This is a genomic window from Flavobacteriales bacterium, from assembly GCA_026129465.1.
Classification (GTDB): Bacteria; Bacteroidota; Bacteroidia; order Flavobacteriales_F; family PHOS-HE28; genus PHOS-HE28.
Map to the genome: position 1 here is coordinate 1,633,416 of JAHCIA010000001.1, position 21,039 is coordinate 1,654,454.

Here is a 21,039-nt window from a genome sequence, read left to right on the forward strand (position 1 = left end):
CCGCCATGCGCATCCGCAAACCCACGCACAGCAGGAACAAGGCCCGGCGTATCAGCCCCTTGGCTGGTGTGGACTATGCCGCGCTGTCGCGCAAAGCGAAATTCGTAGGAAGCCCCGTGCATAAGTCCGTGCATACCTGGCTGGGCAACCCGCAGCTCATCCCAAAGGCCAATCGCAGCATTTGCCCGGAACAATGGCGCACAGAGAAGGACAGGAAAATGTTGGAGAAGCAATTGAAGAAGGCCATCAACGATGGAAAGGTTTCCGCCATGCATCTGGGCGGATTCCCCAAACAGGTGTGGTGCCGCATCGAGGGCCGGGTGTACGAGGGCTTCCTGATCGAACAAGGCCAGGGCACATACAAAGGCTATCCATTGGACCAGGAAGAATGCCCACCGGGCTTATGAACAGGCTATGAGCGGATTGAAATTCGAACACGGTTGGGAAGACCCAGCAGGGGCCGAGGGGGCCGAATACCGAGCCACCTGGGGCAGCCTTACGGTGCGTGTGAACGACTGGCCGGTATCGAAGTACTACGACCAGGAAGTGCGGTCCGTATCCACGCGGCTCTACCTGCCGCTCTATCCGGTCGCGGAATGGATGGTGGAGAACTGGTGGTCCATCCTGCACGAGGTGGAGAACGGCCACAACCTATCCGATCCCGAATATCCCGTACGCCACGACCTGAACCGCGCCACCGGAGCCTTTGCGCTGCCGCCATTGCGCTTCAGCTCCCTGGGCGAGGCGATCGAACTGCGTTGGCGGCGGGCGGAACTGCCCTCCAAGCGGGTGGAGTTCCTCTCCTACGGCAAAGCCATTCTGGACCTGCAACAAGTCGAGGACGAACTCACGCGCTTCATCTCCATCGTCATCGAACGGCTGCATTCCTTCGAGGTGAAGAATACACCCCTCCAGCAGGATTGGGCCGCCATCCAGGCGCTGGATGAGGACGAGCGCGCCTTCTGCAAAGCCGCAGCCTTGGCGGGCATGGACCCCTTCGCCATCAGCAAGGCCGATGTGCGGCGGCTCGAAGAGGCGGCCAAGCTGCTGCCCGAGCACTTACTCGAAGACCTGCTGGCCATCCTGCGGACCGACGAGTTCAGCAAGGCCCGCAAGGAATTGGACGCCTTGGACCAACTCACCCAAACGAACGCCGCGCCCCAGCGCCGTCTGGCACGCCTGAGGGGTTCCTTGAGCCATGGCTCAGGACCAGTGCCCTACCGTGTGGGTTATGCCCGCGCCGGTGAGGTACGCGAGGCCTTGGGCCTCAACGGCGATCTGCTTGCCACCACGGACCGCTTCATGGAAGCGGTGAAACTGCAGGCCCAAGGCGGCGTGCAAGGGCACCGGTTCCAATTGACCGAGCTGGAAGGCTACCTGGGCTACGCAGGCAAGGACAACGCCTGCTTCGTGCTGGGCTCCGAAACGGACAGCCCGCGCGGCCGCTTCAAGCTGGCCCGCTGCCTGCACGATTTCCTGTACGGCTCACCGGGCACCGCCCAGGTGGTGACCAAGGCTGACAGCTTCCAACAGCGGGTGAACCGCAGCTTCGCCGCGGAACTGCTGGCGCCAGGGCGCGTGCTGGCCAAGCGTGTGCGCAAGCCCTTCGTGGTGCCCAGCGAATTGGAAGACCTTGCCGTGGAGTTCGGCGTCTCATCCTGGCTCATCAAGCACCAGTTGGAGAACCACAAGATCGCCAAGGTGCACAGCGGGTATGACGACGGCGACGGTTTCTACTGATCGGCGCCCGGCTCACCCGGCCACCCTATACCTCGCCCCCTTCTTCTCCCCCTGCCGCTCCACCTTCCCTTCGGCCAGCAGTTGTTTGATGGTCGGGTTCCATCCATCGGCACTTACGCCGCTGCCTTCCAGTATGGCGCTCTTGCCGTGCCAGCCCGTGTTGGCCCGCAGGAACTTGAGGATGGCCGCTGAGCCTGCCAGCCGGGGCTGGGCTTGGCCGTTGCTGTGTGCGCTTTCCGGGGCACGACTTGCCGCGCGTTTCGGTGGTGGCGGTTCATCCAACACCTGCCCGAACAAGGTGCCCTCATCCGTCAACCCCGTTACACCGGGGTCGCTCACCATGCCGCCAGGTGCCTCCTCCTCCTGGGGCAGCTCAATGGCATCGTACTCCTCCTTGCTCAGCGCCAGCTCCGGGTCCACCACCTTGGCCTGCTCCCAGCTCAAACCATACAGCTTGCACACCAGCGCGTCGATCTCGCGCTCCAGGGCGGTGGTGTCTTGCTTCTTGCGCTTTCCGTTTAGAATACCATCGACAAGAGCCTCAATTGGCTTCGGGTTGTAGACTCGGAGCAATGGCGCATCCAACAGAGGCTCGCTGTCAATCTGAAAGTTGGAGCCTTGTAGCTTCCCTTGGGTACGAAACCAGAACTCCATCAATTTGGAGTTAAGTATCGCGGTCAGGAACTTGGGGCTGTTGCGCTTTGTCTTGATGACGTTGAATGCCATCATCACATACATCTCAGCCTCTGTGTAGGTGAAGCTTGGCCGCTCGCACTTTCGAATCGATAGTATCCTCGGTCCACTAAAGAAACCCTCTGTCCGTGGCCAATGAAGATGGTAGTACTCCAAACGCCCGTTGAGATTTTCCCTGCGCGCAGCCATAATGCTGCGATAAGGGGAAAGATGCTTCACAAGGGATGGTGCGTCACCCTTGTATCCGGTTTTCGTCAGGTAGAGTAGTTCTTGGCGATAGCCTGCGACATCGAGATAGCGGCCCGTATCGCTCGGGTCGATGCACGGCTTCACATAACTGCGTTCCTTCGGGGACAGGTGGTCAAATGCTCCGCGTTGCACAACGAACACGCCGTCTCCAATGCGAATCTTCGATTGCTCAATCAGTTCTGGCGAGATGCGCTTAATGTTCCTTGAGTTGACAATGTCCGGATTAGGAACAATCCCCTGCGCTATTTCAGCATCCTGTAGTCTGAAGTTCGAAGCATTCCGAATTGCTGCAACGACATCGGCCTCGCTGACATCATCAAACGTGATGTACCTACCTTTAAGGATGGCTGGCGTAACGACAACACTTGCCTTGCGTGCTGGAATGCCCCGGTCCGTGAAGTCGAGAAATTGGACGAGCTCTGAATCACTTATGTCTGGTGCAGTAAGCAGAGAGTACTTCACCGGGTATGATGCACGCGGAATTGATTTGGATAGTACAAAGACCATCGTTTGAACACCCGCCGACTTGAAGACTTTGCGATCTCCAAAATCGGTGAAGGTCAGGATCTCCGTTTCGGCTAAAACCTTTGCTCGAAGGGTCGATGCGCCTGCGCTGGTAATCCAGTTGTTCTGTGCGATAAAGCAAACAACACCCTCGGGTCGAAGCTTGTCGATAGCGCTACAGGCAAATGCGTACCACAGGTCCATCTTTCCCTGATAGTAGTAGCCCTTGGTTTTGATGCCATCAAAGGCCTCTCGATTCGTGTACTCCTTAATGTAGGGCGGATTGCCGATGAGTATGTCAAAGCCAGGGATAGCCGTTGCAACTGGGTTGAGTATCTCGGGAAAGTCCAGTTGCCAGTTGAAGTAATCCAGCGGCTTGTCCTTCTGCTTAGCGAGTCTCAATTGACCCAACGTTTCCTCAAATGCTGCCAGTTCCTCCTTCTGCTCGGTGGCTTTCACCATTTCTGTCTTGGTGAGGTCACCGATGCGGCCCACGCTGCTCATGTGTGCCTTGAACCTGTCCCTGTTCAGTTCCAATTGCTTGCTAAGCAGGTCGATCTTCAAGGCGCGCACCTCGGTCGCCAACTTCTCCTTCTTCGCCTTTGGCTGGTCCCGGAAGTAGAGCTCTGTCTTTGTGTGCAGGGCATCGATTAACGCACGCATTTGCTTTACGCGATCGGTGGTGCCCTTCAGTTCCCAATCGATCTCAAGCACCTTGCCATTGAACTTGCCCAGCAGGCTGTCGCCCACCACGATCTTGTAGTCCAAGTTGGGCAGGGTGCGGGGCCGCGGCTCATCCACAATAATGCTGAGCCAGAAGCGCAGCCGCGCGATGTCCACCGCGCCGCGTTCGATGTCCACACCGTAGATGCTGTGCTGGATGATGCGCAGCTTCACCTCGGCGGGCTCCCATTCCGCCAAGCCCCAGGTGCTGCTGAACTCATCGGGGCTGAACTCCTGCAGGTGGTACACGGCCTGGAACACCTCGTGCAGGATGCCCATGGGGAAGGCGCCGCTGCCAATGGCCGGGTCGCACACCTTCACTTCGTAGAGCGCCTTCAGCAGCAGGCCGCTGTAGCGGCTCAGGCCCGCGCCGGTGCCGTCCTTCAGGAAGCGGCGCAGTTGGTCTTCGAGGCTTGGGCTTTGGTGAGACTCCGGATAGGCGGGTCCCGCAGCGCTTTCGCGCTGCCCGCCTTCCGGAGTGACGGCTGCGCCGTGGCGCTCCAAGTAGTTCTTCAGGTACTGTGTCAGGCTCTCCTGGCACATGTAGTGTACGATCTCCTTCGGTGTGTAGAAGGCGCCCTTGTCCTTGTTGTCCTCCAGCAGGTTCTCGAAGATGTGCCCGAGCATCTCGGGATCCACGGCCAGGGTCTGTTCCTCCGGCCCGGCCTCGTGTACCGTGAAGTTGTAGGCGTTCAGGAAATCCAGGAAGCCGCGCTTGTCGGGGTCCTCGGCCTGGGCGGGTTTGCTGAAGAGCTCGGGTGGGAAGGTGAGCAAGCGCGTCTTGCGGTCCAGTTCATCCATGTCAAACAAGCCGCCATTGAGGAATGGCACCTTGCGGATCGTGCCGTCGGGCATACGGTATTCGTCCTCCTTTCGGTCACCGTTGTTGAGCGTATCGAAGAAGAGGTCCACCAGTACGTTCGGGTAGAAGCCATCGTTGCCGCCGCTTTCGCCAAAGAGCTTGAAGACGAAGTCGTGTTCGCCGTCCTTATAGTTGGTAGCCGTGGCGCCGAGCCAGCGCTTCTTCTGCAAAAAGTAGAGGAAGACCAGCCGGCCCATGAGCTTCTTGCAGAAGTCGCGGGCGTCCTTCTCGCTGCCGTTGAAGTAGGTGGCCAGCTTGGGGCTGGGTGCGCCGGTCTTCTTCTCCACCCACTTGCCCTTCTCCTTCACCATGCGCTTGCCGGTGAGGTGCTCCACGAAGGCCTGGTAGTGCTCCTTGTATTCTTTGAAGAAGGCCTTGCTCACCTTCTCCACGCTGAAGGCATCGAGCAGGTCCTTCAGGATGGACCTTCCGGCCTTGTCGGTGAGCGCCTCGAACTGGCGCGCAGCGGTGAGGCATTTTTCGCCCCGGCCCAGCAGATAGGTGTAGCGCTTGGGGTTGGTGGTGTCCCAGGTGCCATCGTCCTTCAGCGTGTTGCTGTAAAAGCTGAAGCGCCACAGGCCCTGGGCGCTGTCCACAAAGGCAATGAGTGCGCCGCTGAGGCCGCTTTGCTTCACGGGCTGCTCAATGGCCTTGCGCACGGCCACGCGGTTGCGTGTGAGGTCCACGCCGGGCATCACCTCCACCTCGAAGAGGGCCACCTGGTTGCCATCGGCCAGCTGCACATCGCCGAACTGGAGCATGCGCTGCACCTGTCTGCGGCCCTGCTGGGTGGTGGCCGCGTGCTCCACGGGCCGGGCGAACACGTCGCGGCCGGGGAAGAGGGCGGTGATCAGCTGCTTCCAGTGCTCGCGGTCGTAGGGCTTTTCCAGCAGCGCGCGGATCTCTCTCTCGGTCATGACGGTCAAACGAACGATTCGGAAATGATCACTTGGGGCATGGGCTTGAGGCCACCGGTGCGCTCCACCTTGTGGCGGTCGGCCTTGGCGCCCTTCAGGGGCAGGTGCTCATCATCGGCCGCCTCCAGCAGGGGGAACTCGCGCAGGATGGTCATGAGCTTCTTGAAGGTCTGCTCGCGGGCGGGCACCACCACGCTGGGCAGCTCGCCCGGGGCCACCGCCACGGGCTTGCCGGTGTGGATGCTCTTGAGCAGTTTGTTCAACTCGCGCGGCAGCTTCTGGAAGCGGCCCCGGCGGATGCTCACCTTGGCGTTCTCCAGATAGACCTTGTCCTCGCCGGTGGCGTACTCCATCCATCCGGCCTGGTTCAGGAAGTGCAGGGCCTTCTGCTCGTTGGGGCCCAGTTTGGTGCTGGCGCGTTCGCCCAATGCGGCCACCTGCTGCTCGGTGTGGAAGCTGTTGAGGGCGGCCTCGATCTGCGCGTGGTGCTGCGCGTGCAGGGGCCTGGCCTTCTCGGTGGCGTGCGCCTCGAAGATCTTGGCGGCCTCCACGAAGGTCTTCTCGTCGATGCCGAGGTCTTCGTTGATGAAGTAGAAGGCGTCGCGCTTGCGGTCCTTGATGAAGGCGATGGTGGTGCCGCTGGTGAGGGGCAGCTTGCGGCCTACGCGGGCGCGCAGCGGCACGGTGGCGCGGATGCGCAGGTACTCGTCCGGGCTTTCGGCCCGGAAGCGGCGCAGCACTTCCAGGTAGTGCAGGCGTTCGTCGCGCTCCTCCTCGGGCACGCGCTCGAAGAGGCCGAAGGTGCCGTAGGTCTCGCGCTGCGAGTAGATCTGGCTGTCCTCACCCAGCGCGCTGTGGAAGGCCTGCAGTTTCATGAAGGCCTTCTTCTCCAATTCGATCTCCTTCTCGGTACGTGCCGTGGGGAAGAAGTTGAAGATGTGGATGAGATCGCTGCGTGTGCCGATGCGGTTCACCCGGCCGATGCGCTGCATGAGGCGCGTGGCGTTCCAAGGGGTGTCGTAGTTCACGATCACGTTGGCGCGGTGCAGGTTCACGCCCTCGGCCAGCACCTCGGTGGTGAAGATGATGTCGATGTCATCGGCCTGCTCCTTCACCGGCGCATTGGCATCGAAGTTGGCGCGGATGGTGGCCTCCAGCTCCCTGCGGTTGCTGCTGTCCACCGCCAATACGCGGGTGATGCCGTCCTGCCGCATGCGCTCCACCACGTAGCCGGTGGTCTCCTTGCTTTCGCTGAAGATGACCAGCTTGTGGTTGTCGTTCACCTCGCGCTTGAAGAGCTCGGCATCCAGCCGGCGCTTGAACTCGTCGTACTTGGGGTCCACGGCCACAAGGTCCCACGCGGCCACCAGTTCGTCCAGGATCTCCTGGTCGCGCGCCATGCCCTGGATGAACTCCTCCATGAAGTCCTCGCGCTGGTACACCTGCACCTCCTTGCTGTCCTCGGCCTCGGCCAGCAGGCGCTCCAGGGCGGCATCGTCCTCGTTCAGCACGTATTCGTTCACCTCGTACTTGGGCGCGATGAACACGCGGTCGCTGGCCAGCATCATCAGCATGGCCTTGTTGGCCTGCTGGTAGCGGCGCAGGGTGGCCTTGAAGGCGAAGAAGCTGCTGTCGATGCGTTTCACCAGCAGGGTCTTGATGATGAAGGCGAGCTGCTCGCTGATGCGCACGGCCTGCTGCTGTTTCACCCCGGTGGCGCGCTCGTGGGCGGCGCGGGCCTCGGGGTTCATGTAGCGGATGGCCTGGTAGCGGAAGAAGCCCAGGCCGTTGATGCTGTCGCTGGCGTAGAGGATGGTGCGGTCGTAGAGGGCGTCCAGCTCGTCGTCCAGCTGGTAGAGGATCTGGTGCGGGGGCACCACATCGGGGAAGCTGAGGCCCTGCTCCTGGATGTCCTGCTGGTACTCGGGCGTGTTCTTGATGTCCGTGCGGGTACGGCGCACGATCACGGGCTCCAGCACCTTGGTGCGGATCTTCTCGCCCATGATCTTCAGCTCGTGGGCGAGCGTGCGGGGGTCGGCCTCCTTCTTCAGCTTGCGGTAGTGCTCGATGAGCGGGGTGAAGAAGTTCTGCAGGTTGCCGATCTCCAGGGTGCTGCGCTTGCTGTCCTGGAAGAGGTAGAGCTGGTTGCGGATGTCCTCCGGCCGGTTGTTCAGCGGCGTAGCACTGATCAGGATCACCTTCTTCTGCACGCTGCCATCGGGCGCGGGTCGCTTGCGGGGCGTTTTGCAGATGCGCTGCAGCTCGTGGAACATGCGGGCCTCGTCGCTGCGGAACTTGTGCGCTTCGTCCACGATGATCAGGTCGTACTGCTCCGCGCGGTTGATGCTGTGCAAGCTGCCGTTGGTGACGAAGTCCACGTTGGGCACCTCGAAATCATCCTTGATGGTGCGCTTCCAGGAAGTTTCCAGCGCGGGCGGATGCACCACCAGGATGCGCGTACGGTAACCGTTGCTGAAGTAGAACTTCTTGGCGATGATGCTGGCGATGATGGTCTTGCCCAGGCCCACCACGTCGGCCAGGAAGAAGCCGTTGTGCTTCATCAGCTTGGCGTAGCCATCGTTCACCGCATCGATCTGGTACACCAGCTTCTTGTAGCCCTTGGGCAGGTCGGTGATGCTCTCCGGGTCGTACTCGATGGCCGTACCGAAGTACTCCATCAGGAACTTGATGTACACCTCGAAGGGCGTGAAGCCATCGCTGAGGTAGGTCTTGTCCTTCAGCTCGGCGATGTTGCTGGACAATACCTCCACCGCCTCCAGCCACAGCTGCTCGAAGGTCTTGGTGGCAAAGGCGACATCGTCGTAGTCGCGGATCTCCACGTTGAACTCGAAGTTCGTTTCGAGCCCCTGCACGCTCAGGTTGCTGCTGCCGGTGATGACGCAGCCACCGCTGTGCTCATTGAAGGGCTCCGGCCGGAAGATGTAGATCTTGGCGTGGATGTTCTTGTCCGGGTGCGCCTTGATCTTGATGCGCCCGTTGACCACATCGGTGATGAACTCCAGGATGCCCTCCTCCACCTCCTGGGTGTAGGCGCTTTTCTCGATGTCGTCCCGCAGCTCGCGTATCAACTCCTCCTGCGTGACCTCGGTATTGAAGTTGAACTCCAGCCCCTTCTTGGCCGCCTCGCTGATGAGGTGGTCCACATCGATGCCCACCAGGATGCGGATCTGCCCCACCCCCCGCAGGTGCTCCCTGAGCCTGAAGTAGCCGCTGCTCCGGAAGAAGCCCACCAAGGCATCGAACTCCGCCACGCGAACGTGGCTGAAGATGCCCTTGAACTTGTTCAGGAGGGTGTTGTCCCCGGTGTTGGTGAAGAAACGCGTCGACATGGGCGGTGAAAATAGGAACCCCATCCCGTCAAAACAGGACGTTGTGCGGGGCATGGGGCAAAAAGGTGCGCAGCAATTGGTCGCCGCAGGCGAAAGGGCGTGTGGCAGATCGGGGGATCGGGCAATCAGATGATCAGAGAATGTGGGCGCGTACCTCGATCCCGATCTCAGCGGTGGCCGGTGGGCCTCAAAGCCTGTGGCCCAAAAGCCAATCCGCCTTTGGTGGCCTGATGGCCCTGTTTGCCTGGCGTGCAGCAAGCGGTCGCCGCACGCGGAAATGCTTGTGGACTGTTGACCTCTCCGCCCTTGGCGGCCTGTGGCCTGATGGCCTCAAAGCCTTTGGCCGCTCCCTGCGGGCCAATGCCGACCAGGCGCTCTCTTCCTGTTTCGGCGCCCTAAGGACGATCGGATGCTCCCACGCTCCCCCACCCTGATCCCCATCAAGATAAGTTCCCGTTCCCTTCCAGACCTTCGGCTTTCATGGCGCACTTGAAACACCTCTTCACCACCGCATTGCTCGCCGCGTTCGCCGCGCCCCTCGCCGCGCAGGACGCCACGGAGATCGTGCGCCGCGCCGATGCCCACGCGCGCGGCAAGACGAGCCAGGGCGAGATGACGATGACGGTGGTGCGGCCCACCTGGCAGCGCGAGATGGGCATGAAGACCTGGAGCCAGGGCAACGACTTCGCGATGGTGCTGATCACCGCGCCGGCAAAGGAGAAGGGCATCGTGTATCTGAAGCGGGTGCGCGAGGTGTGGAATTGGATCCCGAGCGTGGAGCGCACCATCAAGATGCCGCCCAGCATGATGAGCCAGAGCTGGATGGGGACCGATTTCACCAACGACGACCTGGTGCGCGAAAGCAGCATCGTGGAGGACTACACGCATGTGCTGGCCGGCGATACGGTGATCGACGGGCGCGCCTGCCACACCGTGGTGATGACGCCCAAGCCGCGCGCCGCCGTGGTGTGGGGCAGGGTGCTGCTGTGGATCGACAAGAAGGACTTCCTCATGCTGCGCGCGGAGTACTACGACGAGTACGGCGAGCTGGTGAACACGCTGGTGAGCAGCGAGGTGAAGCTGATGGGCGGCCGCCTGCTGCCCACGCGCACGGAGATGATCCCCGCCGACAAGCCCGGGCACAAGACGGTGATCGTGTACAAGTCGCTGGTGTTCGACCAGCCGATCCCGGAGGGTTTCTTCACGACGCAGAACATCACACGGGTGCGGTGAACCATGACGCTCGACGACCTTGGATACACCGATGCGCTGGAGCGCTTCAGGACCGAACAAGGTCTTGAGGGCTACACCGTCGGCCGCGTGGTGGCGGAGCACCGGGAACGTTACGTGGTGCGGACCACCGAAGGCGATCTGGAAGCGGAGATCATCGGCAAGCTGCGCGCGGAGGCCCGTGACCGGATGGACTTCCCGGCCGTGGGCGACTGGGTGGCGCTGCGGTTGCACGAGCCGGGGCATGCCACGATCCATCGGGTGTTCCCGCGTTCATCGGCGATCACCCGGAAAGCGATCGGTGAATACGGCGGCACCCAGATCATCGCCACCAACATCGACCATGCCTTCCTGGTGCAGGCCATGGACCGCGACTTCAACATCAACCGGCTGGAGCGCTACCTCACCATCTGCCACGCCAGCGGGGTGCGGCCGATCATCGTGCTCACCAAGACCGACCTGTTCGGAGCGGAGCAAGTGGACGAGCTGAAGGAACAGGTCCGGGCACGCATCGCGCACGTGCCCATCATCGCGCTGAGCAACTTGACCACGAATGGCTGCGATGCCGTGCGCCGGATCATGGAAAAAGGGAAGACCTATTGCCTGCTCGGTTCTTCCGGCGTGGGCAAGTCGAGCCTGCTGAACAACCTGGTCGGCACGGAGACCCTGCGCACCGGCGCCATCAACGCCAGCACCGGCAAGGGCCGGCACATCACCAGCCACCGCGAGCTCTTCGTCCTGGGAACGGGCGGCATCATCATCGACAATCCCGGCATGCGGGAAGTGGGCGTCACCGATGTGGAAGGCGGACTGGAGCTCACCTTCGAGCAGATCGCTTCACTCGCCCAGGACTGCAGATTCTCGGATTGCACACACACTCAGGAGGTCGGTTGCGCGGTGCTGGCGGCGTTGCAGCGCGGCGAAGTGGACGAGGCCTCCTATGCGAACTACCAGAAGATGAAGAACGAGGCCGCGTTCTTCCGATCGACCCTTGCCGAGCGCAGGAAGAAGGACAAGCAATTCGGGAAGATGGTGAAGCGCTACAAGAAGGACCTTGGCAAGATGTGATCCGCAACGACCGAACGACCACCCATGATCGCCAAGCTCATCTGGCGGAACCTCTGGCGCAACAAGCGGCGCACGCTGATCACCACCTCGTCGGTGACCTTCGCCGTGCTGCTGGCCGTGGTGACGCAGGCGCTGGTGAAGGGCACCTTCGGTAACCTGATCGACAGCGTGGTGGGCGGCTACAGCGGCCACATCCAAGTGCACGCCACCGGCTATTGGGACGAGCCCTCGCTCGAGCTGCTGATGGACGACGACGATGCGCTGCGCGGAACGCTGGAGGCCATCCCCGGTGTGACGGCCGTGGTGCCGCGCATGGAGACCTTCATGTTGGTGAGCGCGGACAGCCTTACGCGCGGCGCGATGGTGATGGGCGTGGACGGTGCGCTGGAGCAGCACCTGATGAAGCTCGACGAGCGCATCGTGCGCGGGGCTGCGGTGCGCAACGGCGTTCACGGCGTGGTGATGGCCGAAGGGCTGGCGCGACGCCTGGCCGTGGACGTGAACGACACCATCGTGCTGCTGGGCCAGGGCTACCACGGCAGCATGGCGGCAGGCAAGTACCCGGTGCGCGGCATCGCCCGCTTCGGCGCGCCCCAACTGAACGACGGCCTCGTCTACCTGCCGCTGGCCACCGCGCAAGAGTTGCTCTCCACGCCGGGCATGGTGACCACCTGGGCCTTCGCGCTGGACGAGCCCAAATTGATGGACGCGGTGCAGGCAAGCGTGGTGTCCACGATCGGCGAAGGGCGCAGCGTGATGAACTGGAAGCAGATGATGCCCGAGGTGGACAACCACATCCGCAGCGACCAGGCCAGCACGGGCATCATCATCGGCGTGCTCTACCTCGTGGTGGCCTTCGGCATCTTCGGCACCATCCTGATGATGCTGCACGAGCGCACCTACGAGTTCGGGATGCTGCTGGCGGTGGGCATGGGACGTCGACTGCTCGCGTTGGTGATCGTCATCGAATCGGTGCTGCTCTCGCTCTTCGGCGCGCTCATGGGCGTGCTGCTGGCCTGGCCGGTGGTGTGGCTGATGCAGGAGCGGCCCATCCGCCTGAGCGGCGCCATGGCCGAGGTGTACGCCGACTACGGCTTCGCACCGATCATGCCCGCCGTGCTCGATCCGCGCATCTTCATCGACCAGACGCTGGTGGTGCTGGCGATCGCGCTGGTGCTCGCCATCTACCCGTTGCGGCACGTGCTGAAGCTGCTGCCCCTCACCGCCATGAAACGTTGATGTTATTGCGGCTCGCCTGGCGCAATGTGTGGCGCCACCCCGGACGCAGCGGCATCATCATCGGTGCAGTGGCCATCGGCCTCTTCGCCTCGCTCTTCCTCATGGCCTTCTACCAAGGGATGATCGAGCAGCGCATCGACAGCGTGGTGCGGCACGAGACCTCGCACATCCAGCTGCACCATCCGGACTACGTCGCCGACCAGGACATCAACTTCCGCATCGCCGGTGCCGATTGCCTGGTGCACGAGCTGGCGCAGCTGCCGCGCGTAGTGGGCGTGGCGCCGCGCGTGGCGGTGCCCGGCATGATCCAATCGCCCACCGGCAGCGCGGGGCTGCGCATCAACGGCGTGGACCCGGAGCTGGAGGACCGCACCACCGGCCTGTCGGCCTTCGTGAAGGAGGGCGAATGGTTCGGTCCCGAGCGGCGGCACGGCATCCTCATCAGCGCCAAGGTGGCCCGCCAGCTGAAGGTGCAACTGCGCGGCAAGGTGGTGCTGATGGCGCAGGGTCCCAGCGGCGAGATCGCCAGCGGCGCCTTCCGCGTGATCGGCATCTACGGCACCCTCAACGGTCCACGCGATGATGCCAACGCGTACATCACCCGAGAAGATGCCGCTGAGATGCTGGATCTGGGCGATGAGGTGCACGAGATCGCGATCCTGCTCGACCACAGCGATGCGGTCGATGCCTCGGTGGCGCGGCTGCGAACGGCCTATCCCCAGCTGCTGGTGCGCGGCTGGACCGAGTTGAGCCCCGAGATGGAGATCCTGATCGGCACCTTCGACCAGATGATGTTCATCATGCTGGGCATCATCTTCATCGCGCTCGCCTTCGGGCTGGTGAACACCATGCTGATGGCGGTGCTCGAACGCACGCGTGAGATCGGGATGCTGATGGCCGTGGGCATGGGCCGCGCGCGCATCTTCGGCATGGTGGTGCTGGAGACGCTGCTGGTGGTGCTGGCCGGCGTGCCGGTGGGCGGCGCGTTCTCGGCAGCGGCCATCGGCTGGGGCGCCGCGAAGGGCATCAACCTGAGCGCCTGGGGAGAGACCGCCACGCAGTTCGGCTACGACCCCCACGTGATCCTCGCCCTCAAGCCCTACCATGCGTTGGTGGTGCTCGCCATGGTGGTGGCCATCTCGCTGCTCTCGGCGATCTACCCCGCCGTGAAGGCCCTGAAACTGAACGCCGCTGAAGCCATCCGGAAATGAAGCACGACCCCGCAAGCCATTTGGCCTCGAAGCAGAACAGCAACGTGGTGATCGACGCACACGAGCTGGTGAAGACCTATGACGCGGACAAGATCCCCGTGCATGCGGTGAACGGCGTGCACCTGCACATCGAACGGGGCGAGTTCGTGGCACTGCGCGGACCCAGCGGCAGCGGCAAGACCACCGTGCTGAACATGATCGGCGGGCTGGACCGTCCCACCAGTGGCCACGTGTCGGTGAACGGCGTGGACATCGGCAAGCTCACCGACAACCAGCTGATCGACTTCCGCCTGCGCCACATCGGCTTCGTGTTCCAGAGCTACAACCTGATCCCGGTGTTCACCGCGCGGGAGAACATCGAGTTCACCATGCTGCTGCAGGGGCGGCCGCGGAAGGAGATCGATGCGCGTGTGGACGAGCTGCTGCGCGAGACAGGGCTGACGGACAAGGCGGACAAGCGTCCGAACGAGTTGAGCGGCGGTCAGCAGCAGCGCGTGGCCGTGGCGCGGGCCCTCGCCCCCAAGCCGCAGTTCGTGCTGGCCGACGAGCCCACCGCCAACCTCGATTCGGTGGCCGCCTTCAAGTTGCTGGACACCATGGCGAAGCTCAACGCCGAGGAGCACATCACCTTCCTGTTCAGCACCCATGACCAGCGTGTGATCGAACGGGCGCGGCGGGTGATCACCTTGGAGGATGGGAAGGTGGTGGATGATAAGATGCAGTGAAGGCGATGCGCACCGCAGAGAAGCAGGGACGCAAAGGACGCAGAACGCAGAGGCGCGGAGAATGCAAAGGTTTTCCTCTGCGAGCTCCGCGTTCTCTGCGGTTGACTGCATTCCACATCGCGCTCCGGTCGCTCCGCGTCTTTGCGCCTCTGCGGCTTATCGCATTCCACATTGGGCTTCGTTCGCTCAGCGTCTCTGCGTCTCTGCGGCTAATTGCATTCCTGCTGTTCTCTTCCCCCGCAAACGCCCAGGACACCACCTCCTTCAAGCCCACCCTCACCGCCGGCGGTTACCTGAAGTACCTGCACGGCACGAGTTGGGTGAACGCCATCGACCAGCTCACCACCAACGAGCTGATCCACCACCGCCTCAACCTCAGCAGCGACATCGCCCCGCACACCACATTGCGTGTCGGCATGCGCAACCGCTTCTTCTATGGCGAGGCCGTGAAGCTGCAGCCGGAGTTCGGCACCATCGTGGATACCGACACCGGCAACGTGCGCATGAGCATCCTGTGGGTGGACGAGCCCGGCGCGGTGCTGCTCACCACCTTCGACCGGGCCATGGTGCGTTACGCCCGCGACAAGTGGGAGGCGCACATCGGCCGCCAGCGCATCAACTGGGGCATCAACAACGTGTGGAACCCCAACGACCTCTTCAACGCCTTCAACTTCCTGGACTTCGACTACGAGGAACGCCCCGGCAGCGACGCCGTGCGCGTACTGCTCCACCCCGCCATGGACCACACCGTGGAACTGGCCTACGCGCTGGGCAACGGCCCGGACGACCACATCGCCGCAGGGCTCTATCGCTTCAACCGACGGCGTTTCGACTACCAGGTGCTCGCCGGCTTGTACAGGACCGACCTCGTGCTGGGCGGCGGCTGGGCGGGCCACATCCGCGATGCGGGCTTCAAGGGCGAGGCCTCGTGGTTCCTGCCGAAGGACAAGCCGCTCGACAGCACCGGCGTGTTCACCGCCTCGCTCATGGCCGACCGCACCTTCGGCAACAACTGGTACGTGTCGGCCAGCTACCTCTACAACTCGCTCGGCGATGCCGCACCCATGACCGGTGCCGGTGCGGGCGACATCCAAAGCCCGCTGCTCAGTCTGCCGCTCACCGCCAAACGGCTCCTCCCCTTCGAGCACACCTTCTACGCCGGCTTCAACAAGGCCTTCTCACCCATCACCGGGCTGAACGTTTCCTTCCTCTACAGCCCCTACAACAACACCGTCGTGTTCTTCCCGGCCTTCACCTGGAACGTGGCCACCGGCTTCGACCTGGACCTCACGGCACAATCGTTCCTGAACGATGATGGGGAAGCGTGGCGCACGCAGGGGAATGCGGTGTACTTGAGGATCAGGTGGAGTTATTGAGGTCGCTCAGCAGATCTCCTGAACACAGTATCAGCAACACTTATCCATTCGTTCGGCCCAGCACCCATGCCGCGCAAGCCGCCGCGATGGTCATGATCAATGAACTGCTGATCAGGTCCGCAAAGACCGCCACCGTGGAGAAGTGGTTCGAGGAGGAATAGAGGCCGAAGTTCACGGCGCTCCAGAACAGGAAAGCGAAAAGCCCGCCCTGTTTCACTCCCTGCGGAAAAGTCCTGGCGCCCGACCATTTCATGACCAAGGCGATGAGGAAGCCCATCGCGATGGAGGTGGCGATCATGGCCCACACGATCATCTCCTCCATCGGTCGTGAGAGCTGCGCTTGGAACTCCGCGGAGACCGCTGGATGGGTGCGGTAAACGTCGTTCAGCACCACCGTGAAAGCCACCGCATGGAGCACCAGATTGACCACGGTGGCAAGCAGGCCGCTGAGCAGGAAGGACTTGTTCATGATGCTGAACGACCAAGTTGGCGCCGACCTCGATGCCATGGAATGATCGTCGTCACCTGCTGCGAACGAGTGATCATTGACCTTTCCGTGCAATGCATGCACATGAGGAAGCCGGAACAAGGCCGGTGAAGTGGCTCGTCTCCATCGGCAGCGGGATCATGATCGCGTTCGGGGTGTGGCATTTCTTCGTGCCGGGCATTTGGGATTGGTATGCGCACATCGATGCGGACGCCACGGAGCTGGTGATCGCGGTGCGGGCCATCAATGTCTTCTTCTCGCTCTTGATGGTCCTGCTCGGCCTGGCCAATCTCCTGCTCACCTTCCGCGAACGGCAGGACCGGTACTCCCTGGCCGTGCTCCTTTCGGTCTCCACCGTGCTCTGGGCCGTGCGGTGCATCCTGCAAGTGATCCATCCGCAAGGGTCGCAGCAGCCCGGCCTGGCACTGGGCATGCTGCTCACCTTCGTGTTCGTGTTCGCCTGCTTCGCTGGTGCGCTTGGGCTGACGATCGTGCGCAGGGCAACGCGGAGCACTTGAGGGTGAGGTGGCGTTATTGAGAACATGGATCGGGCGCGCAAGTCGGTCGTTCGATCCAACCACTGACCACCCGCTCGGTAACTTCGCAATGCCATGGCCCCTGATATAGATGGACTTCTCGCCCCCAACGCTTGACCTCCATCCCGACCACCTCGCCATGGTGCGCGCGATCCTGGAGCACCATGCCCCCGGTGTACGTGCCTGGGCTTTCGGTTCGCGGGTGAACGGCACGGCCAAGCGCTTCAGCGACCTGGACATCGCGCTAAAAGGCGATGGGGAATTGCCGCTGATGACCCTGGCTGACCTGCGCCATGCCTTCGCGGAAAGCGACCTGCCGATGTGCGTGGACCTCGTGGACCTGCACAGTGTGCGGCCAGCCTTTCGAAAACTGATCGAGGCCGAACGGGTGGCCTTGACTGCGCGATCATCCACCAAGGGAAGAGGGGTACGCCAAGCGGTCTGAAGACTCCCGCCTACTTCTACCTGCTCCGCTCGACGAATTCCTTGAGCGCCTTCAAGCTCACCAATTTCCCGTGCTCGCCTTCTGGAACAGGCACCCCGAAGCGTTCGCTCACGGCCGTCATGATGCGCAGGTGATCGAAGGAGTCGATCTCGAAGGCCTCGCGGAAGTTCTCCTCGGGCGCGAGGGTGGCGGGGTCGGTGTCCGGCGCCACCTGCTTGAGGATGGCGCGCAGGGCGGAGAGGATCTCGTCGTCGCTCACAGCTGGTCGGGGTGTTGCAGCAGTTCGCCCAGGGTCTGCAGGAAGCGGCTGCCGGTGGCGCCGTCGGTGGCGCGGTGATCGGCGGCGAGCGTGGCGGTGACCACCGGCCGCACATCGAGCATGCCCGCCTCGGCCCACGGTTCCTCGCGGATGCCACCGAAGCCCACGATGGCCACCTGCGGCGGATAGATCACGCCATACACGGTGTTCACGCCCCGGTCGCCCAGGCTGGTGAGGGTGACGGTGCTCTCAGAAAGCTCGGAACTGCGCAGCTTCAAGGCACGGGCGCGGGGGATCAGGTCATTGAGCACGGCCATGAGTTCGGGGAGTGACTTGGTGTCCGCATCGTGGATCGCGGGCACCACGATGCCGCCCGTGCGCAACGACACCACGAAGCCCACGTTGATGCGCTCCTTCGGCACGGGCCCGTCCACCCACCAGGCGTTGAGGGCGGGCACCTTGCGCAACGCGAGCGCCGTGGCCTTGATCAGCAGGACGGCGGGCAGCAGCTGTTCCTGCACGGGTCGTTGCGCATTGGTGGCCCGCAACCAGTCCATCGCCGCGTGCAGGTCGATGCGCGTCTCCAGGTAGTAGTGCGGGATCTCGCGGTTGCTCTTCGCCATGGCGGCGGCCACGGCCTTCCGCACGCCCGACGCGGCATCCTCCTTTGCGGCGGGTGTCCGCGAGATGGCTTCCACGAAGGCGTGGTGCTTCCCGGCGGGCTTCTCCTTCGCTGCAGGTGGCGGGGCCATGCGCGCGGCGATGGCATGCTCCACATCCTCCTTGGTGATCGCGCCCTCCGGCCCGGTTCCGCTGAGCGTGGCGAGGTCGATGCCCTGCTCCTGCGCAAGGCGATTGGCCAAGGGGGATGCGCGCACCCGTTGCGGCGCGGCGACCGGTGCCTGTGGCGTTGGTGCCTGTGGTGCAGGTGCCTGCTCAACAGGTGGCTTGGGTGTCGCTTCCTTGCCGGGCGTTCGCTTCGGCGCAGGCTGCGTTGGGGTCACCTCCTCCCCTTCCCCACGCAGCAACGCCAGCACGGTATCCACGGGCACCTTCTCGCCCTCCTTCACCACCAGTTCGTGCACCACGCCCTCATCGAAGCATTCCACCTCGATGATGCCCTTCTGCGTCTCCACATCGGCGATGATGTCGCCGCGCTTCACCGCATCGCCGGGCTTCACGCGCCATTCGCGCAGCGTGCCGTCCTCCATGTCGGCACCCAGGGAGGGCATCTTGAACTCGATCATCGCTTGCGTTGGGGGGCTTGGCGTTGGGGCGCGGGAGCAGGCCTTGGCGCGGGTGCCGGGGCCGCGGGACGCTGGCGGTAGTGCTCCAGGTCCCGCACGCGCTGGTCGCCACGATCGCGCTGCTCGAAGATGGAACGCGGTATCGTGCGCGGCGGCGTGGGATCGGTGCGTGGCTTCTCGCGTGGGATGCGCTGCCAGCGACCGTCATCGTAGCGTTCGATGCGGTCCCTGTTGTCGCGCCGGAAGATGTTGCCATCGCGGTCCGGGATGTGGTCGCGCTCCTTGGATGGACGCACCACGGGCTTGGTGGGCCTGCCTTCCACCTGCATGGAAGGGCGATCCACCGTGGTGGGCCGAACCCCAGGTCGCTTCACATTGCTGTAGAGATCGGCCTGCGCAGCCGTGGCCGGCGGCCGCGTGGACGACAGCGATGGCCGGTGACCATAGTACACCGGCCGGGGCTCGGGACGCCATGGCGGGCTGTAGGACCATGGCCCCCACCAACCCCATGCGCCCCATCCGTACCATGGCCCCGCCGGACCGTACCAGCCCCAGTACATCCAGCTTGGGTAGTACCAGTACCAACCCCAACCGTAGCCGAAGGTCCAGCCGATCCAGGGGTCGTAGTACATGGGGAAACCCCAGGTGAAGGGCCGTGGGTACCAGAAGCGCGGCCAGCGGGGATAGTAGAAGCCGGTGCCCAGGATCACCACACCACCCTGCACATAGCAACCAAGGTATCCCGGCGTGTAGCCCACGAAGACCACGTCCGGTGTCCAGTCGTAGATGTACACGTAGCGTACATGGTAGGCCGGGCTGCCGGGCGGTATGTCGTTCACTGCGGAAGGCACCTCGGTGCTCACCATCCATGGACCGAAAGGCGACGAACTGTCGAACCACACCGCGTTGTGGCAGGCGTGGTAGTGCCCACCGATGCGCAGGACCGTGGTGTTGGCGTTCACGGCGAGGTGTACGTTGGTGCCGTCGATGCGCTCGAAGACCGGCTCGCCATCGTACTTCACTTCCAGGGTGGCGCTCTGGCGATCCACCGATGCGGTCTGTGGGATGTAGGCATCGCGCACCGCCTCGCGCGCAGCGTTGGTGCCGGGCACGTGGGCCAGCACACCATCCTTGGCCGAGCCCTCGGGAATGCGTGCGAAGACACCGGGAAGTTGAGCAGCGGGCACATGGCGCCATGGCCCGTTGCGTGGATCACGCGTGCTGTACCAGCGGCCCGAGGCCACGAGGTAGTACTCCTGCGTGGCGATCTCCAGGAAGAGGTCCTTGTCGGTGTTGGTGGCGTAGAGCAATTCCACGCCCTGGATGGGTTGCATGGATGGCGGGCCGTTCAGATCGAGCAGCACCGCCGGTGTGGTGCGGACCACGATCTCCGGCACCACGCCACCCGAGGCGATCTCGGCGGTCTTGTCCACCTCGCGGGCCAGTTCCTGCAACGGGATGGGCACGCTGCGCTCCTGCGCATAGGGTCCGGTGATGGATGTGGACCTGAACCAATGACCGCTTCCATAGAGGTAGTGCTGGTCCTTGCGGTAGCGCAGCAGCAGGTAGGGCGTGTTCAGCACGCGTTCGATGTCCTTGGAGATGCCCGCGTAGACCGGATCGCCCAGATGATCGCTGCGGCGTTCCAGCACGAGGTACTCCGGTTCGCCATCGATGAACACCAGCACCGAAGGCCGCTCGGTGTAGATGATCTCCGGCGCATCGTTGAGGTAGGTGGTGCCCATGTCCAACTCGCTGTCCAAGGCGGCCACCAGCCAGTCGATGGCGATGGGCGGCGCATGGCGCGGGATCTCGCGTGAGAACATGGCCTTCAGGGCCTCCTTGTCGCGACCCGCGGCTTCGGGGAAGCGCACATCGCCCACCTCGAACTGCGTGAGGGTACCGAGGCGCGTGGCGCGGTCCACCGCCAATTGGCCTTCACCCCAGATCGCACCGAACACCGGCACCTTCTCGCCGGAGCGAAGCAGTGATACCGCCGCGCGCGCCTGGAAGCGGTCGCCGTCGATGGCTTCCGGCTGCGGGGTGTAGACCTTCACCTGGTAGCCATCGGCCTCGAAGGCGATAGGCCATTGGCTGAGCTGCACCTGCTGCGCAACTGCGCCCATGCCCAGCGAGAGCATGGGGATCATGATGAGAGGGCGGAAGGTTTTCATGGTG

The 21,039-nt window shown here is 63.1% G+C and carries 16 protein-coding genes; 10 read left to right on the top strand and 6 right to left on the bottom strand.

What is annotated here, in order from left to right:
* Positions 1–5: 5 nt before the first annotated feature.
* A complete protein-coding gene (locus tag KIT10_06960) occupies positions 6–407 on the top strand; it encodes a hypothetical protein (GenBank protein ID MCW5898993.1) in 402 nt (133 codons plus the stop codon).
* Positions 408–414: 7 nt separating this feature from the next.
* Positions 415–1,740 carry a hypothetical protein gene (locus tag KIT10_06965; protein ID MCW5898994.1) on the top strand — a complete coding sequence of 442 codons (1,326 nt, stop codon included), beginning with the start codon at positions 415–417 and terminating at the stop codon, positions 1,738–1,740.
* Positions 1,741–1,752: 12 nt separating this feature from the next.
* Here KIT10_06965 and KIT10_06970 read toward each other — a convergent pair whose 3' ends face one another.
* Both KIT10_06970 and KIT10_06975 read right to left on the bottom strand, forming a co-directional pair.
* The gene (locus KIT10_06970) at positions 1,753–5,697 is read right to left on the bottom strand and encodes an N-6 DNA methylase (protein MCW5898995.1); all 3,945 of its coding nucleotides are present in this window, start codon (positions 5,695–5,697) and stop codon (positions 1,753–1,755) included.
* Complete coding sequence (locus tag KIT10_06975) at positions 5,694–9,038, bottom strand: helicase (protein MCW5898996.1); 3,345 nt, start codon at positions 9,036–9,038, stop codon at positions 5,694–5,696. Before KIT10_06975 ends, KIT10_06970 begins: the two co-directional genes overlap by 4 nt.
* A 480-nt stretch (positions 9,039–9,518) precedes the next feature.
* Between KIT10_06975 and KIT10_06980 the strand changes: the two genes are divergently transcribed.
* The 6 genes from KIT10_06980 (at position 9,519) to KIT10_07005 (ending at position 15,887) form a co-directional block, all read left to right on the top strand.
* A complete protein-coding gene (locus tag KIT10_06980; GenBank protein ID MCW5898997.1) occupies positions 9,519–10,271 on the top strand; it encodes an outer membrane lipoprotein-sorting protein in 753 nt (250 codons plus the stop codon).
* A gap of 3 nt (positions 10,272–10,274) precedes the next feature.
* The gene (gene rsgA, locus KIT10_06985; protein MCW5898998.1) at positions 10,275–11,336 is read left to right on the top strand and encodes a ribosome small subunit-dependent GTPase A; all 1,062 of its coding nucleotides are present in this window, start codon (positions 10,275–10,277) and stop codon (positions 11,334–11,336) included.
* Between the two features lie 24 nt (positions 11,337–11,360).
* Positions 11,361–12,575 (top strand): ABC transporter permease, encoded by a 1,215-nt coding sequence (locus KIT10_06990; GenBank protein ID MCW5898999.1) that lies wholly within the window; start codon positions 11,361–11,363, stop codon positions 12,573–12,575.
* A complete protein-coding gene (locus tag KIT10_06995; protein MCW5899000.1) occupies positions 12,575–13,786 on the top strand; it encodes an ABC transporter permease in 1,212 nt (403 codons plus the stop codon). The genes KIT10_06990 and KIT10_06995 overlap by 1 nt, the downstream gene beginning before the upstream one ends.
* Positions 13,783–14,511: an ABC transporter ATP-binding protein gene (locus KIT10_07000; protein ID MCW5899001.1), complete on the top strand. Its 729-nt coding sequence runs from the start codon at positions 13,783–13,785 to the stop codon at positions 14,509–14,511. The genes KIT10_06995 and KIT10_07000 overlap by 4 nt, the downstream gene beginning before the upstream one ends.
* A 101-nt stretch (positions 14,512–14,612) precedes the next feature.
* Entirely contained in the window at positions 14,613–15,887 is a 1,275-nt protein-coding gene (locus KIT10_07005) for a hypothetical protein (protein ID MCW5899002.1), read from the top strand.
* A gap of 40 nt (positions 15,888–15,927) precedes the next feature.
* Here the strand turns inward: KIT10_07005 and KIT10_07010 are convergent, their stop codons facing one another.
* On the bottom strand, positions 15,928–16,356 hold the full coding sequence (locus tag KIT10_07010) for a hypothetical protein (GenBank protein MCW5899003.1): 429 nt from the start codon (positions 16,354–16,356) through the stop codon (positions 15,928–15,930).
* 92 nt (positions 16,357–16,448) lie between these two features.
* Between KIT10_07010 and KIT10_07015 the strand changes: the two genes are divergently transcribed.
* Together KIT10_07015 and KIT10_07020 are read left to right on the top strand one after the other, a co-directional pair.
* Positions 16,449–16,892 carry a hypothetical protein gene (locus KIT10_07015; protein ID MCW5899004.1) on the top strand — a complete coding sequence of 148 codons (444 nt, stop codon included), beginning with the start codon at positions 16,449–16,451 and terminating at the stop codon, positions 16,890–16,892.
* 157 nt (positions 16,893–17,049) lie between these two features.
* Entirely contained in the window at positions 17,050–17,355 is a 306-nt protein-coding gene (locus KIT10_07020) for a nucleotidyltransferase domain-containing protein (protein ID MCW5899005.1), read from the top strand.
* 16 nt (positions 17,356–17,371) lie between these two features.
* Here the strand turns inward: KIT10_07020 and KIT10_07025 are convergent, their stop codons facing one another.
* Genes KIT10_07025 through KIT10_07035 form a run of 3 tightly spaced genes read right to left on the bottom strand, consistent with a single transcriptional unit; the run spans position 17,372 to position 21,035 of the window.
* On the bottom strand, positions 17,372–17,614 hold the full coding sequence (locus KIT10_07025; protein ID MCW5899006.1) for an acyl carrier protein: 243 nt from the start codon (positions 17,612–17,614) through the stop codon (positions 17,372–17,374).
* Positions 17,611–18,861 (bottom strand): 2-oxo acid dehydrogenase subunit E2, encoded by a 1,251-nt coding sequence (locus tag KIT10_07030; GenBank protein ID MCW5899007.1) that lies wholly within the window; start codon positions 18,859–18,861, stop codon positions 17,611–17,613. The genes KIT10_07025 and KIT10_07030 overlap by 4 nt, the downstream gene beginning before the upstream one ends.
* On the bottom strand, positions 18,858–21,035 hold the full coding sequence (locus KIT10_07035) for a hypothetical protein (protein ID MCW5899008.1): 2,178 nt from the start codon (positions 21,033–21,035) through the stop codon (positions 18,858–18,860). Before KIT10_07035 ends, KIT10_07030 begins: the two co-directional genes overlap by 4 nt.
* Between the last annotated feature and the right edge of the window lie 4 nt (positions 21,036–21,039).

What these genes read in the sequence shown, in the direction of transcription:
- KIT10_06960 (MCW5898993.1), top strand. Translation starts at nt 6, where the DNA reads ATGCGCATCCGCAAACCCACGCACAGCAGGAACAAGGCCCGGCGTATC.
- KIT10_06965 (MCW5898994.1), top strand. Translation starts at nt 415, where the DNA reads ATGAGCGGATTGAAATTCGAACACGGTTGGGAAGACCCAGCAGGGGCC.
- KIT10_06975 (MCW5898996.1), bottom strand. Translation starts at nt 9,038, where the DNA reads ATGTCGACGCGTTTCTTCACCAACACCGGGGACAACACCCTCCTGAAC.
- KIT10_06980 (MCW5898997.1), top strand. Translation starts at nt 9,519, where the DNA reads ATGGCGCACTTGAAACACCTCTTCACCACCGCATTGCTCGCCGCGTTC.
- rsgA (MCW5898998.1), top strand. Translation starts at nt 10,275, where the DNA reads ATGACGCTCGACGACCTTGGATACACCGATGCGCTGGAGCGCTTCAGG.
- KIT10_06990 (MCW5898999.1), top strand. Translation starts at nt 11,361, where the DNA reads ATGATCGCCAAGCTCATCTGGCGGAACCTCTGGCGCAACAAGCGGCGC.
- KIT10_06995 (MCW5899000.1), top strand. Translation starts at nt 12,575, where the DNA reads ATGTTATTGCGGCTCGCCTGGCGCAATGTGTGGCGCCACCCCGGACGC.
- KIT10_07000 (MCW5899001.1), top strand. Translation starts at nt 13,783, where the DNA reads ATGAAGCACGACCCCGCAAGCCATTTGGCCTCGAAGCAGAACAGCAAC.
- KIT10_07010 (MCW5899003.1), bottom strand. Translation starts at nt 16,356, where the DNA reads ATGAACAAGTCCTTCCTGCTCAGCGGCCTGCTTGCCACCGTGGTCAAT.
- KIT10_07015 (MCW5899004.1), top strand. Translation starts at nt 16,449, where the DNA reads ATGCATGCACATGAGGAAGCCGGAACAAGGCCGGTGAAGTGGCTCGTC.
- KIT10_07020 (MCW5899005.1), top strand. Translation starts at nt 17,050, where the DNA reads ATGGTGCGCGCGATCCTGGAGCACCATGCCCCCGGTGTACGTGCCTGG.
- KIT10_07030 (MCW5899007.1), bottom strand. Translation starts at nt 18,861, where the DNA reads ATGATCGAGTTCAAGATGCCCTCCCTGGGTGCCGACATGGAGGACGGC.
- KIT10_07035 (MCW5899008.1), bottom strand. Translation starts at nt 21,035, where the DNA reads ATGAAAACCTTCCGCCCTCTCATCATGATCCCCATGCTCTCGCTGGGC.